Origin of the sequence: Actinomadura monticuli (genome assembly GCF_041463655.1) — a bacterium.
In the GTDB taxonomy this organism is placed as follows: Bacteria; Actinomycetota; Actinomycetes; order Streptosporangiales; family Streptosporangiaceae; genus Spirillospora; species Spirillospora monticuli.
In genome coordinates this window covers 60,624-77,576 of sequence record NZ_JAXCEI010000016.1, presented here as the reverse complement: position 1 = coordinate 77,576, position 16,953 = coordinate 60,624, and the positions used below count along the sequence as shown (strand labels likewise).

Genomic DNA, 16,953 nt, shown 5'->3' with positions numbered 1-16,953 from the left:
ACACCGATTCCGTCCAGCGGAAGGACCCGCCGTCAGCGGTCGTGCCGCGCCGTCTCCGGGGAGCGCAGCGCGCGGGGCGCGCCGAGGGCCCGGGAGATGCCGCGCGCGCTGGCGCGGACGACGGGGATCAGCGCCCGCGCGTCCCACCCGTCGGACGGGACGACGATCGCGACGGCGGCGGCGACCGCGTCGTCCGGCCCGTAGACGGGCGCGCCGACCGACAGGGCGAACGTCTCGACCTGGCCGTCGCTGATCGCCACGCCGGTGCGGCGGACCTCGGCGAGGACGCGCCGCAGCTCCGCGCCGGTGGCGATCGTCCGGTCGGTGAAGCGGCGCAGCGGCGCGGCGATGGCGCGCTCCTGCACGTCGACGCCGGCGTGCGCGAGCAGCGCGAGGCCGACGCCCGTCGCGTGGGCGGGCCACCGGCCCCCGACGCGGGAGAAGACGTGCACGGCGTCGCGGGCGGAGATCCGCTCGATGTAGACGACGTCGAGGCCGTCCAGGACGGCGAGGTGCACGTTCTCGTGCGTCGCCTCGTACAGGTCCTCCAGGAACGGCATCGCCGCCGTGCGCAGGGCGGGGCCGCGCGGCGCGAGCGCGGCGACCTCGAACAGCCGCAGCCCGACGCGGTAGCGGCCGTCCGCGTCGCGTTCGAGCGCGCCCCAGCGGGCCAGCTCGCCGACGAGGCGGTGCGCGGTGGACAGCGGCAGGCCGGCGCGGCGGCCGATCTCGGTGATGGTGAGCGCGGCGCGGTCGGCGGAGAACGCCTCCAGGATGTCCAGGACGCGGCTGGTCACCGTGGGCCGCCCGCCGCCGGTCGCCGTCATGCGCCGCCGTACTCCTCCCGGAGCCGCGCCTTGAGGATCTTCCCCGCCGCGTTGCGGGGGATCTCCGCCGCGAGCACGGCCGACTTGGGGATCTTGTAGCGGGCCAGTCTGCCGGACAGGGCGGCGAGCACCTTCTCCGGGTCCAGGTCCGCGCCGGGACGCGGCACGACGACGGCGCGGCCGACCTCGCCCCAGGTGTCGTCCGGGACGCCGATCACCGCGCACTCCACGACGTCGGGACTGGCGGCGAGGATGGCGTGCTCGACCTCGGCCGGGTACACGTTCTCGCCGCCGGAGACGATCATGTCCTTGATCCGGTCGACGATGAACGCGTAGCCGTCCCCGTCCAGGCGGGCGGCGTCGCCGCTGCGGAACCAGCCGTCGCTGAACGCGGCGGCGGTGTCGTCGGGCCGTCCCCAGTACCCGCGCATGACGTGCGGGCCCTGGACGACGATCTCGCCGGTCTCGCCGGGCGCCGCGTCCGCCATGTCCGGCCCGACGACGCGGACGTCGCTGAAGAAGTGCGGCACCCCGGCCGAGCCGGCCTTGGACACCGCGTGCTCGGCGTCGAGGAAGAGCGCGCCGGGCGCGGCCTCGGTCATGCCGTAGCCCTGCAGGAACGTCAGTCCCCGCCGCTGGTAGGTCTCGATGAGGGACGGCGGGACCGGGGCGCCGCCGCATGTCAGGATGCGCAGCGACGACAGGTCGGCGCCCGCCCAGCCCGGCTCGCGGGCGACCCGCTGGAACATCGTCGGCACCCCGAACATGAACGTGACCCGGTGCTCCTCGATCAGGGAGAGCGTCGCGGCCGGGTCGAACGCGGCGACGAGCACGCACGTCCCGCCCTTGAGCAGCACCGGCAGCGTGAGCATGTTGAGCCCGGCGGTGTGGAACAGCGGCGCCGACACGAGCGCGACCTCCCCCGCGACCAGGTCGTGGTCGATGAGGACGTTGACCGCGTTCCAGGTGATGTTGCCGTGGGTGAGCGTCGCGCCCTTGGGCGGGCCCGTCGTCCCGGACGTGTACATGATCATGCAGGGGTCGTCGAGGGCGACGGGCAGGTCGAGGGGGTCGCCGTCCGCGGCGGCCAGCAGCTCCTCGTAGCCGCCGCCGAGCGCGACCCGCTCGCGGGGGCCGGGGAGGCCGTCCACCAGTTCCGCGTGCGACGGCGCGTGGACGAGGACGGACGCGCCCGAGTCGTCGAGCTGGTAGGCGATCTCCGGCCCGGCGAGCCGGGTGTTGAGCGGGACGAAGATCCCGCCCAGCATGCCGGTCGCGAACAGCGACTCCAGGAACGACGGATGGTTGGGGCCGAGGTAGGCGACCCGGTCCCCGGGCCGCACCCCGAGGCCGCGCAGCGCGCGGGCGAGGCGCGCGACGCGGCCGAGCAGGCCGGCGTAGGTGAGCGTCGTCCCGTCGTGGACGAGGGCGGGGAGCCGCGGGGTCTTGCGGGCGCGGCGTGCGGGCCACGAGCCGAGTCCTTCGTTGCGCATGCGCGTCACCCCTCCGTCGGGTCGGCCGTCGGGTCGGAGGCCCTGCGGCGATCCCACCACGCCGTGGCGGACGGCACGAGCCCCTTCGGCAGGAACAGCACGACCACGATGAGCAGCAGCCCGTAGACCGCGTAGGACAGGACGGCGGGCGCCGACGCGGGCATCCCCTCCCGCGTGCCGATGTCGTTCAGCAGCTGGAGCAGCAGCGTGATCGCGGTGGCGCCGGCGAGCGCGCCCCAGATCGTCCCGGCGCCGCCGACGACGACCATCACGACGTACTCGAACGACAGCAGGACGGGGAACGAGCCGGGCGCGACGTAGCCGATGTAGAAGGCGTAGACGCCGCCCGCGAGCCCGGCGAACCCGGCGGACAGGCTGAACACGGCCTGCTTGTACGCGGCGACCGGCACCCCGGACGACGCGGCGGCGACCTCGCTGGTCGCGAGCGCCCGCAGGCCGCGCCCGGGACGGGACGCCACGATGTTCCGGGTGATCAGCACGGCCGCCCCGAGCGCGCCGAGCGCGAGGTAGGCGTAGGAGACCTCGCCCGCGAACTCGTACCCGGCGACCTCCAGGCGCGGGACGCCCTGCAGGCCGATGTCGCCGCCGGTCCACTCCTGCCGCCCGACGAGGCTCAGCAGGATGAGCTGGATGGCGAGCGTCGCGAACGCGAGCTGGTGGCCGCGCAGCCGCAGCAGCGGGACGCCGACGAGCGCCGCGCACGCCGCCGCGGCGACCGGGGCGAGCAGCAGGCCGAGCCACGTCGGCAGGCCGTGCGTCGCGGTCAGCGCCGCCGTGTAGCCGCCAATCATGGTGAAGGACGCCTGGCCGAGGGAGACCTGCCCCGCGTATCCCATCAGCATGGACAGCCCGACGACGACGGTCGCGGCCAGCAGGAGCAGCACGTACACCGACACCTGCGTCTCCGGCAGCAGCAGCGGGACGAGCAGCGCCGCGACGGCGGCGGCCGCCGCGGCGAGCGTTCCGGGGGCGGGCCGCCGCCGCGGCGCCGGTTCCGCGGCCGAGGCCGCCGCCCGGTTCTTGCGGACGGACACGCTCATCGGGCGGCCTCCTCCTGCAGCGCGGTCCTCCGCGAGGCCCGCACCATCATGATCGCCAGCATCAGCGCCAGCGCGACGACGGTCTGGTAGGACGCCTCGCCGTAGCCCGCGACCATCGCCTCGGCGACGCCCAGGGTCAGCGCCCCGGCGAGGGCGACGACCGGGCGGTTCAGGCCGCCGAGCACGGCCGCCGCGAACCCGTTGGTGATCAGCAGGACGTCGCTGTTGTAGGAGATGGGCTGCAGCGGGGTGAGCAGCACCCCGGCGAGGCCGCCGAGCGTCCCGCCGAGCGCGAACGCGACCAGGCCCATCCGCAGCGGGTCGATGCCCATGGCGCGCGCCGCGTACGGGTTGGACGCGCACGCGGTGAGCGCCTTGCCCGTGTAGCTGCGCCCGAAGAACAGCGCGAGCAGCGCGAACACGGCCGCCGCGACCCCGATGACGAGGAACGACTGCTTCTGGACGTGCGCGCCGAACAGCGTCACGGCGCCGCCGAGCCCGGCGTGGGAGCGCGGGGTGTCGCCCCAGATCATGATCTCGACGGCGTAGGCCAGGAAGCCGACGCCGAGCGTGACGATCAGCGCCGACTGCGGCGAGGTGCCGCGCTTGCCGGTGGCGGCGATCCCGACCGCGAGGCCGGCGGCGCCCGCCACGGCGACGGCGGCCGCCTCGGCGGCGCCGTGCGGCAGCCCCGATGCCAGCATCGACCCGGCCGTCATCCCGCCGGCGACGGCGAACATGCCCTGCGCGAAGTTCACCACCCGGGTCACCCGGTGGATCACGACGAGGCCGCTGGCCAGCAGCGCGAAGCCGCAGCCGACGGCGACCCCGGAGACGAGGTACTGCAGGAAGGCGCTCATGTCCCCCCTTCCCGGCCGCCGCGCCCGCCGAGATAGGCGTCGGCGACGTCGGGGCCCGCCGCGAGCTCGGCGGCGCCGCCCTCGGCCCGGATGCGGCCGGCCTCCAGCACGTAGCCGCGCCCGCACAGGTCGAGCGCCAGCCGCGCGTTCTGCTCGATCAGCAGGACGGCGAGGCCGCGCTCGGCGTTCAGCGCGCGCAGGTGCTCGGCGAGGTCGGCGGTGACGAGCGGCGCGAGGCCGAGCGACAGCTCGTCCACGACGATCGCGTCGGGTTCGGCCATCAGCGCGCGCCCGAACGCGACCATCTGCTGCTGCCCGCCCGACAGCGACCCCGCGCGCCTCCTGCGGAGGTCGGCGAGCTGCGGCAGCACCGCGTACACGTGCGCGGTGTCGCGGGCGCCCTTGGCGCGGCGGCGGCGCCAGGCGCCGAGGGCGAGGTTGTCCTCGACGGTCAGGTCGTCGAACATCTGCCGTCCCTCGGGGACGAGCGCGACCCGGCCGCGCCGCTCCACCCGTCCCGCCGCCGGGCGCAGGACGCCGGCGATCGCGTTGACGAGCGAGGTCTTGCCCGCCCCGTTCGGGCCGATCAGCGCGACCAGCTCCCCGGCCCGCACGGTCAGCGCGACGTGGTCGAGCGCCGTCGCCGTCCCGTACCGGACGACGAGGTCCTCCACCTCGATGACGGGAGAGGTCATGCGGCCTCTTCTCCCAGATAGGCGGCGATGACCGCGGGGTCGTCGCGGATCTCGTCGGGGGTGCCCTCGGCGATGAGCCGGCCGAGGTCCAGGACGCCGACCCGGTCGGCGAGGCGCGCGACGAACGCGACGTCGTGCTCGACGAGCATCATCGTCATCCCCTCCTCGCGCAGGCTCTCGACCAGCTGGGCGAGGGCCTCCCGCTCGGCGGCGCGCAGCCCGGACGCCGGCTCGTCCAGCAGCAGGAGCCGGGGCCGCGCGCACAGGGCACGCGCCACCTGCAGCGACCGCTGCTGGCCGAGCGGCAGGACGTCCGCCGAGCGGTCGGCCCAGTCGCGCAGCCCGACCCGGTCGAGCGCGGCCAGCGCGTCCGCCCTGATCCCGGCCTCCTCGCGGCGGTGCGCGGGCAGCCGGAGCGTGGCGGACAGGAAGCCGTGCCGGGTGCGGGCGTGCGCGCCCACCATCACGTTCTCCAGCGCCGTCATCCCGTGGAAGAGCCGGGCGCCCTGGAACACGATGGCGATCCCGAGCCGGGCGCGCGCGTGCGGGGGCAGCCGGTCGATCCGCCGGCCGGCGTAGGCCAGCGTCCCGTGGTCGGCGGCCAGGTGGCCGCTGATCAGGTTGAACAGGGTGGACTTGCCCGCGCCGTTGGGGCCGATCACGGCGCGGGTCTCGCCCTCGGCGACCGTCATCGCGACGTCGCGGACGGCGTACACGCCGCCGAACGCGCGCCCGACGGCGCCGATCTCCAGCAAGGTCGTCATCCGGCGGCCTTCGCGGTCTCGGCGAGCTGCTTCACCGACCACTCGGTGGGGACGAGCCTGCCGTCCTTCACCTGGTTCATCGAGATGTCGGTGGGCTTCAGGCCGGAGTGGTCGGTCTTGGAGTAGGTGTACTTCCCGCACGGGGTGACCAGGGTGAGGCCCTCCAGCGCGTCCCGGATCTTCTCCCGGTCGGCGCCGGCCTTGTCGATGGCGGCGGCGAGCAGCTTGACGCCCGCGTAGCCGTCCATCGCGAACTGCGGCGGCTCGTAGCCGTACTTCTGCTTGAAGGGCCCCGACATCTCCTGGACGGACTGCTTGAGCTTCCCGTCCGGCAGGGAGTCGGCGACGACGCCGATCGCGGACTGCACGTACACGCCCTCGGCGGCCTTGCCGACGGGGTCGATCCACAGCTTGCTGGCCTGCGCGCCCGTCATGTACAGCGGCAGCTTCAGCCCGGACGACGGGAACTGCTTGGCCAGCGTCACGCCGGGCGGGCCGCTGGCCCACGCGACGAGGGCCTGCGCGCCCGAGTCCCGGACGTGGGTGAACAGCGGGCTGAAGTCGGAGGCCGTCGTCTCGAACGTCTCCTCCTTGATGATCTGCACCCCGTGCTGGCCCGCGTACTTCCGCATGCCCGCGAACCCGGCCTTGGCATAGGCGCTCTTGGTGTCGTAGGCGACCGCGACCTTGGTGATGCCGTGCGCCTCGAAGTACGCCAGCATCGCCTGCGCGTAGGTGGAGGAGATCGCGGGGACGACGAACGTGTACGCGCGGACCGGGTCCACCTGCTCGTCCGCCGGGCTGAGCGAGATGTAGGGGATCCGCTCCCGCTCGGCGAGCGGCTCCACCGCGAGGCCGACGTTGGAGAACGTCGAGCCGATGATCGCGGTGACCTTCTCGGACTTGAGCTTGTTGAAGTGCAGCACGCCCTGGTCGGGGGCCGTCCTGTCATCGAGGGTGATCAGCTTGAGCTTGCGGCCGTCGATGCCGCCGGCGGTGTTGATCTGGTCGACGGCGAGCTCGACGGTCTTCTTCGCCTCGCCGCCGAGCGGAGCGTAGTTGCCGGTCAGCGACTCGATGAAGCCGATCTTGAGGGTGGAGCCGCCGTCGGACCCGCCGGACGAGCCGCACGCCGCGGCAGTGAGAAGGGCGGCGGCCAGAAGCGGGACGAGTTTGCGCACTTGGGACCTCCCGGGGTGGGCGTAGCCCGAAGTTAGGCGTATTCTTCACGGCAGTCAATGATTTGCCCAACATCAGCCACGACGCGGGTCCGGAGAATCCCGGCGCCGTCGTTACGCTGACGGGATGACGGGAGCCGAACGGGTGAGTGCACAGAGCGGGGGCGGGGCGGGGCCGGCCGGCGATCCGTCCCCGAGGCTCCGGCCGCAGTCGCTGATGCTGACTTACCTCGGCAACTACGTGCTGGGCCGCGACATCGCGGTGTTCTCCGGCAGCTTCATCGACACCTTCGCCCGGCTCGGGGTGGGCGAGCACGCCGTCCGGTCGACGCTCACCCGCATGGTCGGCCGGGGGCTGCTGGCGCGGCACCGCGAGGGGCGCCGCATGCACTTCGGGCTCACCCCCCGCTCGGAGGGCATCCTCCACGACGGCGAGGACCGCGTCTGGCGGCGCGGCGTGCTCAACACCGACTCGGACGGCAGCTGGACCGTCCTCGCCTTCTCCATGCCCGAGTCGTGGCAGCGCGTCCGGCACGACCTGCGCGCGCGGCTGACCTGGGCCGGGTTCGGGTCGCTCGGCAACGGCACGTGGATCGCGCCGTCCCGGGTGGACGTCCGCCCGATCGTCGCGGGCCTCAATCTGAACGGGCACCTGAAGGTCTTCGCGGGCCCGGCCGAGGAGCCGACGGACGTCCCGCACATGCTCCGCGAGGCGTTCGACCTCGACGGGCTGGCCAACGGCTACCGGGCGTTCCTGGAGCGCTGGGACCGCCCGGACCCGCTCCCCCACGCCCCCGACGACCTCGCCCGCTACCTGTGGATGACGACCGAGTGGCTGCAGCTCGTCCGCACCGACCCCCGGCTGCCGGTCGAGCACCTGCCCGCCGGGTGGCCCGCCGTGCGCGGCCAGCAGGTGCTGCTGGAGCTGCGCGACCGCTACGAGGCCACCGCGCGCCGCCTCGCCGACGCCGCGATCGAGTACGTCCGGGTGGGCTGACCACCTGGTCAGGCGGCATGACCCGCCCTTTCGGGGGTACGCCGGGTGCCCGGCGACCAACGGAAGGTGATCACCATGTCTCTCGGCGCAGGCGACCCGGCGGACCCTCCGGCCGACGCGTTGCACGTCAGCAGCGAGGTCCGCGGCCCCTGCCTGCTCGTGGAAGCGGACGGGGATCTCACCATCCTCACCGCCGACCTGCTGCGCGAGCGCGTCCTCGCCGACATGCGCGAGGCGGCGGCGCCGCCGCTGGTCGTGCTGGACGTCGGCGAGGTCGGCTTCTGCGACTCCTCCGGCCTCAACGCGCTCATCATCCTCTGGAAGGCCGCGCACCGGGCCGGCGGCGAGTTCGTCCTGGCCCGGCTGGACCGGCGGTTCCGCACGATCATCGAGCGCAGCGGCCTGGACCGCCACCTCGTCTCCCACGCGACCGCCGAGCAGGCCCTCGACTCGCTGGCCGCGCACTAGCGCTCCCGCCGCCGCACGGATACGGTGATACGGAATTCGTATTGTCGTCTCACGAGGGCGAGGGTCCATGCCACACCTCGACACCGCCGCCCCGGCCCGTCCGGCCGGCGCCATCCCCGGCCCGTCCTCGCTCACCTGGCGGTACGCGGGCGACTGGCGCGGCGTGTTCTCCAGCCGCTCCACACTGCTGCTGCAGGTCGCCCACCCCGTCGTCGGCGCCGGCGTCGCCGACCACTCCGACTTCCTCAACGACCGGTGGGGGCGGCTGGTCCGCACGATGGAGTCCACGTTCGCCTTCCTCGGCTACCGGGGCGAGGACCGCGGCCGCACCGAGGCGGCCCGGCTCCGCGAGATCCACAAGGGCATCAAGGGCGTGGACGCCGAGGGCCGCCGCTACCACGCGCTGAACCCGGAGGCGTACCTGTGGGTCCACGCGACCCTGTACCACGGCATGGTCGAGACCCAGCGGGTCTTCGGGCGCGCCCTCGGCCCCGTCAAGGAGGCGGCGCTCTTCGGCGAATGGCGGGACCTCGCGCTGGCCCTCGGCATCACCGAACGCCACCTCCCGGACTCCCCGGCCGCGTTCCGCGCCTACTTCGACGGCATGGTCGAGGACCGGCTGGAGCGCAACGAGACCGTCGACCTGCTCATCCGGCTCGACCGGGAGCCGCTGCCGCCGCCCCCGAACTGGCCGCTGCCGCGGGCCGCCTGGACCGGCCTCGCCCTCCCCCCGGGGCGCCTCCTGCGCAAGACCGGCATCGGCACGCTCCCGGCCGTCCTGCGAGACCGGTTCGGCCTCCCCTGGACGCCCGGCGACCAGCGGCGCTTCGCCGTCTTCGCGCGCGGTGTGCGGCTCGCCGGGACGGTGACGCCGGAACCGCTGCGCTACTCCCCCGTCGCCGCCCGCGCCATGCGCAGGGCCCGGCGGTCCGGCGGCGGCTAGAGTCGGCCGCACGATGAAGAGCGACGACGAACTGCTGCGCAGCCTTCTCACCGGCGGCCCGGAGAACGAGCCCCAGACCGACCGCATCCTGGACGCGGCCCTGCGCTCCTTCGAGACCTACGGGCCGCGCCGCACCACGATGGACGACGTCGCCCGCGAGTCCGGGCTCGGCCGCGCCACCATCTACCGCCGCTTCCCCACCAAGGGCGACCTGGTCACGGGCGTCCTGCTGCGCGAGGCGCGGCGCTTCTTCGCCGAACTGGACGACGCGGTCGCCGCGCTCTCCACCCTGGAGGAGCGCCTCGTCGAGGGCTTCGCCGTCACCCTGCGCATCAGCCGCGAGCAGCGGCTGCTGTCCCGCCTCATGGTCGTCGAGCCGGAGCTGTTCCTGCCGCACTCCACGATCAAGGCCGGCCCCCTGCTGGCCGCCGCCCGCGGCTACCTCGCCGGCCGCCTGCGCACCGCCCAGCGCCTCGGCGCCGCCCCCGCCGGCGTCGACCCCGAGGTCGTCGCCGAGATCCTCGTCCGCCTCACCCACTCCCTCGTCCTCACCCCCGAAGGCCACATCCCCCTCGACGACGAGGGCGCGCGCACCTTCGCCCGCCACTACCTCCTCCCCATCATCCGCGGCGGCGGCCCGGGCTAGGGCCCGGCGGGGAGGGTGATGGTGAGGGTGGTGCCGGCGCCGGGCGGGCTCTGGATCGTCACGTGGCCGCGGAGGGCCCGGACCCGGTCGGTGAGGCCGGCGAGGCCGCCGCACGGGGACGGGGACGCGCCGCCGGCCCCGTCATCGCGGATCTCGGCCACGATCTCGGCGGGGCCGGAGCGGACGGTCAGCGCGATGGAGCCGGCCCCGGCGTGCTTCACGGCGTTCGTGAGGGCCTCGCAGAGGGCGAAGTAGAGGGTCGACTCGATCTCGGGGCGGAAGCGGCCCGCGGGGAGGTCGAGGTGCACGGGCACGGGGGCGCGGGCCGCGACCATGTCCATGGCGGGGGCCAGGCCGGCGTCGGCGAGGATGGCGGGATGCACGCCGCGGGCCAGGTCGTCCAGTTCGGCCACGGCCTCGGCCAGCTCGCGGCGGATGGTCCGGGCCTGCTCGCGGGCCGGCGGGTCGGCGGCGGCCTCCTCCAGGCGGGCGAGGGTCAGCTCCAGCGAGCGGAGGCGGGCCCGGGCGCTGCGCTGCAGCTCGGCGGCGAGCCGCTCGCGCTCGGCCGCCTGGACGCGGACGAGGCGCTCCTGCGCGTCGCGGGCGCGTTCGAGGTTGGCCTGCGCGGCGGCCTGCAGCCGGACGGTCTCCAGCGCCCGGCCGCCCGCGGTCAGCGCCGCCTCCACGAGCGCCTCGTGGTCGCGGAGCGCGGCCGCGACGTCGATGGTGGCGAGGGGCTCCCCGGTGGACGTGCGCACCCGGTTCCGCCAGCGGCCCGCCTCCAGCGGGACGTCCATCGGGCGGCCGTCCACGCCGACGTAGCCGCCGTCGGCCCACAGCCACAGGTCGAGGGTGTCGTCGCCGAGGACGCTGCGCAGGGCGTCGCGGACCTTTCGCACGGAGACGGGGGCGGCCAGGCGGTGCATCCGCTCGACCACGGTCAGCTCCGACAGACGGGCGCGCAGCGCCGTGAAGAGGAAGACGATCGGCAGGGTCGTGGCGCAGAAGCCCTGCACGAAGTAGACGCCGAGGACGTCGTCGAGGGTGACGGCGGTGCCGAGGAGGGTGCCCTGGACGGCCAGTGCGGTGCTGACGCCGACCGTCACGGCCGCCGCGACGGGCACGGTGAACGCGCGGTCCAGCCGCCCGGTCCGCGGCAGCCGCGCCAGTAACAGGATCACCAGCGCGCCGGCGAGCACGACCATCGCGACCGTCACCGCCCGCTGGGCCCAGCGGAAGACCTCCTCGTCGGGGTGGACGGACGGCCATACCGCCGAGGCGGCGAAGCCGTTCCAGCGGGGCCGCGACACCGCGCACAGCAGCGCCTGCCCGCCGACCATGATCACGGCGGCGGCGGCGGTCCAGGTCCGGGCGGCGGCGCCCACCAGCCGTCCGCCCGGGTAGAGCACGACGCCGACGCCGATCGCGACGAAGAACACCGACTGGGCGAACACCGACAGCAGCGGCGCCGCGCCAGTGTTCCAGGCCGCCGACCAGGTGACCGCCCAGGCCGCGGCGGCGAGGACGAACGCCGCGCCGGTCCGCCGCCCGAGCCGGCCGGCGGCGAGCAGGCCGCCCGCGAAGGCGAACCCGCCGCAGCAGGCCAGCGTGATCACGGCGGCGGCCGGATGCCCGCGCCAGTACGGCCAGCCGCACGCGAGCACGGCCGCCGCGACCGCGGCGCCCGTGCCGAGAGCGCGGCGGACCCGCGCGCCCAGCCACAGCGGCCAGCGGGGGACGGCCCTCAAGGCGCTCCCTCCGTGTCGTCCCGGGAAACCACCGTCCGGGAGTGGGGTTTTCCCGGATGTGCGCGGACCGCGTCACCGGGAGCATGGGAGCGTGCCGGACGCGGCGCCCCGCACGGGACGGCGGCGCGTCCCGGTGGCGTGCGGGGGCCACCACCGGACCGGCCCGCGCGACCCGACTCCCGCGGTCAGTTTTCCGCACCCGGAGCAGAAAGCGGGAGGGCCCGTTACCCGATTGATGCGCGCGGAACGGGGCCGTCAGCGGGTCTCGGCGGCCCGCAGCCACGTGAGGACGGCCAGCACCCGCTTGTTGCTGTCCTGCGGCCCCGGCGGCGCCCCCGTCGAGGCGATCTTCAGCTTGGTGAAGATGGCGCGGACGTGGTCCTCGACCGTCCGGGCGGACAGGTGCAGCCGCTTGCCGATCCCCGCGTTGGAGTGCCCCTCGGCCATCAGCGACAGGACCTCGCGCTCGCGTCCGGACAGCCGGGAGAGCTCCTGCTCGCGGTGCCGGGCCTCGACGAGCCGGCTCACCACGTCCGGGTCGATGACGACCTCGCCGCGCATGACCCGCTCCAGCGCGGAGCGCAGGTTCTCCACGTCGGTGACGTGGTCCTTCAGCAGGTAGCCGACGCCGCGCGGCTGGTCGCGGAACAGCTCCATCGCCTGCGGGGTCTCGTTGAAGGCCGACAGCACGAGGACGCCGAGGCCCGGGTGCCGCTCCAGCAGCCGGCGGGCGGCGACGACCCCCTCGTTGGTGAACGTCGGCGGCATGTGCAGGTCGACGATCGCCACGTCGGGCGGATCGCCGGCGACGCGGGCGAGCAACTCCTCGCCGGAGCCCGCTGACGCGACGACCTCGATGCCGACCGTGGTGAGCAGGGTGACCAGCGCCTGCCGGAAGATCCCGCTGTCCTCCGCCACGGCTACTCGCATGGAAGGTCCATCCTTACCGTCGTCCCCACGCCGGGGCCCCCGGCGACTTCCACCCGTCCGCGCAGCGCCCTGGCCCGGCCGGACAGCCCGGCGAGGTCGGCGGCGGGGTCGCAGGGCCCCGTGCCGTCGCAGGTCATCTCCGCGGCCAGCCGGCCGTCCTCGTGGCCGACCCGGACGTGCACCCGGGTCGCGTGCGCGCGGTCGACAGCGTACGACAACGACTCGCACAGCACCGAGTAAAGCGTGGACTCCACCTCTCGGGAGAACCTGCGTTCGGGGACGTCGAGCCTGACGCGGACGCCGATCCGCTCGGCGAGGACCTCCAGCGCCGGCCCGAGGCCGTCCTGGACGAGCAGCGCGGGCTGCACCTCGCGGGCGAGCGCGCGCAGCTCGGCGAGCGCCTCCATCAGCTCGGCGCGGCAGGTGCGGGCGTGCTCCTTCACCGCCGGGTCGCCGGACACGGCCTCCAGCGTGCCGAGCATCGCGCCGAGCGCGAGGAGCCGCTGCTGCGCGCCGTCGTGCAGGTCGCGGGCGAGGCGCTCGCGCTCGGCCGTCTCCGCCCGGACGAGCCGGCGGTAGGCGGACCTGACCTGCTCCAGGCCCGCGTGCACGCTGGCCTGCAGGCGCGCGGTCTCCAGCGCCCGGCCGCCCGCGGCGAGCGCCGCCTCGACCAGCGAGCCGTGGTCGCGCAGCGCGCCGCCCAGCTCCACGACGGCGAGCGGGTCCCCGGCGGCGCTGCGCACCCGGCGCCGCCAGCGCCCGGCCTCGTCCGGCGCCGGGTCCTCCGGGTCGTCGTCCAGGGCGCCGTCCGGGCCGAGGTCGACGGGGCGGCCCGCGGTGTCGACGTAGGTCCCCTCCATCGGCGCCCAGAACCACAGCTCCAGCGTCGGGTCGTGCAGGACGTCGCGCAGGGCGTCCCGGACCCGCTCGACCGACACCGGCGCGGTCAGCCGCAGCATCCGGCCGGCGACGGTCAGCTCGCTGATGCGGACCCGCAGCCCGGACGCCAGCAGGGTCAGCGGGACGAGCACGACGACCGCGCCCTGCACCACGTAGACGTGCAGGAGGTCGTCCAGCGGGACCGCCTCCGTCATGACCGACTTCTGGGTGAACGCGGCGGAGATGCCGACGAACCCGATGGCGAGGGTCACCGGGAGGGTGAGCAGCCGCCGCATCCGGCCCGTCCGCGGCAGCCGCATCATCAGCACGAGGGCGAGCGACAGGGCGACGGCGACGTACAGCGCGGCGGAGAGGGGCAGGACGATCCGGAAGACCGCCAGGTTCGTGAACGGCGACGGCCACCACACCGACTCGCCGCGGAACGCCGCCCACTCCGGCTCGGAGGTGCACAAGATCGCGGTCGGGCAGCCCCACAGGACCGCACACGCCGCGACCGTCCAGATCCGGTCGGCCCGGTACTCCAGCCGCCCGGCCGGGTACATCAGGACGCCCACGGCGAGCGCCAGGTAGAAGGTGGCCTGCGCGTACTGGGAGACGAGCGGCCAGACGGACGCGTCCCGGCTCGCGGCCCAGGTGACCGCCCAGCACAGCGACGCGGCCGTGAACAGCAGCCCGGTGCGGCGGGTTCGCGTCCCGGTCGCGAGCAGCACGCCCGCCAGGGCGATGGCGGCGCAGCCGACCAGTGTGAGCACGGCCGCGGCCGGGTGGTCCCGCCAGTACGGCCAGCCCGCGAGGAGCGCCAGCCCCGCGACCGCCGTCCCGGCAGCGAGGGCGCGCCTCGTCTCCGTGCCGAACCACGGTGGCGACCGGCGCCGCCGCGGGGCGGAAATCACCACGACCACCCTCTCCATGCTCGGACCTCGGCGGACGTCCTGCCACCGGGAACCCACGGGGCGCGGGTCCGTGCTTTCCCGGACGCCGCGCGGGGCGCGGCGGCGGGCCGGGCGCCCGGCGGCGGCCGCACCGGAAGTCTCCCCGACTCCGGGACCGATTTCCCAGCGGTGTTATCCGATCGATGCGCACGCCTTTCCGGCGTTTCCGTCCCGATCTTGCCGGGCCGGAGTCCCACGGGACCGGGACCATTCGGGACGCGCACCCCTTGACGCGGGACGGCCGTCCGGCGTGCGGCTGGTCAGCGGTCCTTTCACCAGCCGATGAAAGGAGTTCACATTAACCGGGAAACCCCGGTCGAAGGTCCGGGTTCGCCTGGGTTGCCGGACATGGTGGGCAATGCCAGTATCTTTCCCCGGGAACAATGGGGGGCATGCGGAGAAAGGGGCGCGGGGGAAATGAACCATGAGACGGCCGTGCGCGGCGGGGGGCCGGGGACCGGGCGGCCCGTGCTCGTCGACGTGTCCGGGCCGGCACGCCCGGCAGCCGCCGACCGGACGGGGGTACGGCCGCGGTACCGGGCGATCCTGGCGGTGGACATCGAAGGCTCGACGACGCGCACCGACCCCGTCAAGGCCGAACTCCGCCGGACGCTGTACCGGCTCCTGGAGGAGGCGTTCAACCGGGCCGGGATCGGCCGCGGATACCGGGAGGAGTACGTCGACCGGGGCGACGGGGCGCTCGTGCTGGTGCACCCTTTCGACGAGGTCCCGAAAACCCTGCTGCTGCATCCGGTCGTGCCGATCCTGTCCGGCCTGCTGGCCGAATACAATGCGCTCGCCGAATGCAATTCGGGGCCGGCGGTCACTTCCGGCGGCGACCGGCGAATTCGGGTGCGCGTGGTCGTGCACGCCGGAGAGGTGCAGAGCGACGGCCACGGCGATTTCGGGGAGGCGCTCGACGTCGCCTGCCGGCTGCTGGACTCGCCGGAGGCGAAGAGCGCGCTGCGGCGCACCCGCGGGCCGCTGGTGCTCGTCGTGTCCGAGGACATCTACCACTCGATCGTCCGGCACGGGTACGAGGGGATCCGCGCCGACCGCTACGTCCCGCTCGTCCGGGTGCAGGTCACCGGCCGCAGCCACCAGGGCTGGGTGCTGGACGCCGGCGCCGCGCTCGTGCCCGCCCACCGGTGGACCGCCCTCCCCGCGTGGACCCGCCGCCTGCGCGGCCTCGCGGTCAGCGGCGGCCCACGCCCGCCAGGGTGAAGGTGCGCTCGGCGTCCGCGAGCGCCGGCGCGGGCCCGTCGGGCCGCCACTGCGAGGTGTAGGCCAGGCCCGGCTCCACGAGGTCGAAGCCCGCGACGATGCCGAGGATCTCCGCGCGGCTCCGGCCCCAGAAGTGGCCGCTGGTGGGCTTGAACACCTTTCCGACGTCGCCGCCGGACTCGGGCTCGGGCTCCTGGGTGATGTGCGTGAACACCAGGTGGCTGCCCGGCGCGAGGACGCCGCGGGCACAGCCGGCGCGCCTGCCCGCCGCTCATCGCCGTCCGGACGCCCTGGGCCTTGGCCTCGTAGCTGGCGGCCAGCACCACTCCCCCGCCCACGATCACCGGCCGCCCGCGCAGGGCGGGATCGTCGCGCTGCTCGACCGACGCGTAGAACGCGTCCAGGTCGGCGTGCAGGATCGTGGCATCACCGGACACGAACATATGTTCGCATAGTCGCGCGGTAGCCTCCTCGGGTGGCCGAGGACCGGTACGTGAGATCCAAGGACGGCAGCGTCATCGGGTTCAGGGTCTCCGGCGCGGGGCCGCCCCTGCTGCTCGTGCACGGCGCGGCGGTCGACGGGCGCTCCTGGGCGCCCGTGGTGCCGCACCTCGCCGAGCGCTTCACCGTGCACGTCATGGACCGCCGGGGGCGGGGCCTCAGCCTGCGGGAGGGCGGGCCGTACCGGATCGAGCGCGAGGGCGAGGACATCGCGGCCGTCGCGGAGGCGGCGGGGCGCGGCGTGTTCCTCGTCGCGCACTCCTTCGGCGCCCTGTGCGCGCTGCGGGCGTCGCCGTTCCCCGCCACGGTGGGACGGGCCGCCCTCTACGAGCCGCCGCTCTCCTCGCCGTGGCGGGCGCCCACCCCGCCGGAGGTGATCGTGCGGCTCCGCGGCCTGGCGCGCGCCGGGGACCACGACGGGGTGCTCGCGGCCGTGATGCGCGAGGTGCTCGGGCTCTCGGCCCGCCAGGTGGACGCGCTGCGCGGCGCGCGGCGGTTCTGGCGGACGTCCCTGGACAACGCCCCGCCGCTCGTCCGGGAGACCGAAAGCGTGGGGAGCGTCGGGGACCTCGGGCCGCTCAACGGGATCGGCGTGCCGGTGCGGCTGCTGGTCGGGGAGCGGAGCCCCGCCTACCAGCGGCCGACGGCGGACGCGCTCGCCGCGCTGATCCCCGGCGCCGGCGTCACCGTCCTGAAGGGTCAGGGCCACATGGCGATGCTGGAGGATCCGGCGCTGCTGGCCGCGACGCTGTCCGCGTTCGCGGCCTGAGGGCCCGCGGCGGCGGT

Annotated in this window: 17 protein-coding genes and 1 pseudogene; 6 read left to right on the top strand and 12 right to left on the bottom strand. The window is 74.8% G+C overall.

Annotation, left to right across the window (positions count from 1 at the left end):
• Positions 1-32 precede the first annotated feature (32 nt).
• The 7 genes from SM611_RS29780 to SM611_RS29750 are packed head-to-tail and all read right to left on the bottom strand — an operon-like array spanning position 33 to position 6,881.
• Positions 33-827: an IclR family transcriptional regulator gene (locus tag SM611_RS29780; protein ID WP_371953626.1), complete on the bottom strand. Its 795-nt coding sequence runs from the start codon at positions 825-827 to the stop codon at positions 33-35.
• Complete coding sequence (locus SM611_RS29775; protein WP_371953625.1) at positions 824-2,320, bottom strand: acyl-CoA synthetase; 1,497 nt, start codon at positions 2,318-2,320, stop codon at positions 824-826. Before SM611_RS29775 ends, SM611_RS29780 begins: the two co-directional genes overlap by 4 nt.
• 5 nt (positions 2,321-2,325) lie before the next feature.
• Positions 2,326-3,381 carry a branched-chain amino acid ABC transporter permease gene (locus SM611_RS29770; RefSeq protein WP_371953624.1) on the bottom strand — a complete coding sequence of 352 codons (1,056 nt, stop codon included), beginning with the start codon at positions 3,379-3,381 and terminating at the stop codon, positions 2,326-2,328.
• A complete protein-coding gene (locus tag SM611_RS29765; protein WP_371953623.1) occupies positions 3,378-4,241 on the bottom strand; it encodes a branched-chain amino acid ABC transporter permease in 864 nt (287 codons plus the stop codon). Before SM611_RS29765 ends, SM611_RS29770 begins: the two co-directional genes overlap by 4 nt.
• Complete coding sequence (locus tag SM611_RS29760; protein WP_371953622.1) at positions 4,238-4,936, bottom strand: ABC transporter ATP-binding protein; 699 nt, start codon at positions 4,934-4,936, stop codon at positions 4,238-4,240. Before SM611_RS29760 ends, SM611_RS29765 begins: the two co-directional genes overlap by 4 nt.
• Positions 4,933-5,700 (bottom strand): ABC transporter ATP-binding protein, encoded by a 768-nt coding sequence (locus tag SM611_RS29755; protein ID WP_371953621.1) that lies wholly within the window; start codon positions 5,698-5,700, stop codon positions 4,933-4,935. Before SM611_RS29755 ends, SM611_RS29760 begins: the two co-directional genes overlap by 4 nt.
• Positions 5,697-6,881 carry an ABC transporter substrate-binding protein gene (locus SM611_RS29750; protein WP_371953620.1) on the bottom strand — a complete coding sequence of 395 codons (1,185 nt, stop codon included), beginning with the start codon at positions 6,879-6,881 and terminating at the stop codon, positions 5,697-5,699. Before SM611_RS29750 ends, SM611_RS29755 begins: the two co-directional genes overlap by 4 nt.
• A 142-nt stretch (positions 6,882-7,023) precedes the next feature.
• On the opposite strand from SM611_RS29750, the gene SM611_RS29745 reads away from it, so the two are divergent.
• The 4 genes from SM611_RS29745 to SM611_RS29730 all read left to right on the top strand — a co-directional run bounded on the left by SM611_RS29745 (position 7,024) and on the right by SM611_RS29730 (position 9,932).
• Positions 7,024-7,875 carry a PaaX family transcriptional regulator gene (locus tag SM611_RS29745; RefSeq protein ID WP_371953619.1) on the top strand — a complete coding sequence of 284 codons (852 nt, stop codon included), beginning with the start codon at positions 7,024-7,026 and terminating at the stop codon, positions 7,873-7,875.
• 75 nt (positions 7,876-7,950) lie between these two features.
• A complete protein-coding gene (locus SM611_RS29740) occupies positions 7,951-8,343 on the top strand; it encodes an STAS domain-containing protein (protein ID WP_371953618.1) in 393 nt (130 codons plus the stop codon).
• A 67-nt stretch (positions 8,344-8,410) separates the two neighbouring features.
• On the top strand, positions 8,411-9,286 hold the full coding sequence (locus SM611_RS29735; RefSeq protein ID WP_371953617.1) for an oxygenase MpaB family protein: 876 nt from the start codon (positions 8,411-8,413) through the stop codon (positions 9,284-9,286).
• Positions 9,287-9,299: 13 nt separating this feature from the next.
• Positions 9,300-9,932: a TetR/AcrR family transcriptional regulator gene (locus SM611_RS29730; protein WP_371953616.1), complete on the top strand. Its 633-nt coding sequence runs from the start codon at positions 9,300-9,302 to the stop codon at positions 9,930-9,932.
• Here SM611_RS29730 and SM611_RS29725 read toward each other — a convergent pair.
• The 3 genes from SM611_RS29725 to SM611_RS29715 all read right to left on the bottom strand — a co-directional run bounded on the left by SM611_RS29725 (position 9,929) and on the right by SM611_RS29715 (position 14,421).
• Entirely contained in the window at positions 9,929-11,680 is a 1,752-nt protein-coding gene (locus SM611_RS29725) for a sensor histidine kinase (RefSeq protein WP_371953615.1), read from the bottom strand. The two genes, SM611_RS29730 and SM611_RS29725, sit on opposite strands and share 4 nt — an antisense overlap.
• Before the next feature lie 255 nt (positions 11,681-11,935).
• A complete protein-coding gene (locus tag SM611_RS29720) occupies positions 11,936-12,610 on the bottom strand; it encodes a response regulator transcription factor (protein WP_371953614.1) in 675 nt (224 codons plus the stop codon).
• The gene (locus SM611_RS29715) at positions 12,601-14,421 is read right to left on the bottom strand and encodes a sensor histidine kinase (protein ID WP_371953613.1); all 1,821 of its coding nucleotides are present in this window, start codon (positions 14,419-14,421) and stop codon (positions 12,601-12,603) included. The genes SM611_RS29720 and SM611_RS29715 overlap by 10 nt, the downstream gene beginning before the upstream one ends.
• 438 nt (positions 14,422-14,859) lie before the next feature.
• Here SM611_RS29715 and SM611_RS29710 point away from each other — a divergent pair, with 438 nt between their 5' ends.
• Positions 14,860-15,666: a hypothetical protein gene (locus SM611_RS29710; RefSeq protein ID WP_371953612.1), complete on the top strand. Its 807-nt coding sequence runs from the start codon at positions 14,860-14,862 to the stop codon at positions 15,664-15,666.
• On the opposite strand, the gene SM611_RS29705 is transcribed toward SM611_RS29710, so the two are convergent.
• Together SM611_RS29705 and SM611_RS29700 are read right to left on the bottom strand one after the other, a co-directional pair.
• Positions 15,638-15,880 (bottom strand): SAM-dependent methyltransferase, encoded by a 243-nt coding sequence (locus SM611_RS29705; RefSeq protein WP_371953611.1) that lies wholly within the window; start codon positions 15,878-15,880, stop codon positions 15,638-15,640. The two genes, SM611_RS29710 and SM611_RS29705, sit on opposite strands and share 29 nt — an antisense overlap.
• A gap of 85 nt (positions 15,881-15,965) precedes the next feature.
• Positions 15,966-16,109: pseudogene (locus tag SM611_RS29700) on the bottom strand (Y-family DNA polymerase); the annotation flags it as partial.
• Positions 16,110-16,141: 32 nt separating this feature from the next.
• Between SM611_RS29700 and SM611_RS29695 the strand changes: the two are divergent.
• Entirely contained in the window at positions 16,142-16,936 is a 795-nt protein-coding gene (locus SM611_RS29695) for an alpha/beta fold hydrolase (protein WP_371953610.1), read from the top strand.
• The last annotated feature ends 17 nt before the right edge of the window (positions 16,937-16,953 follow it).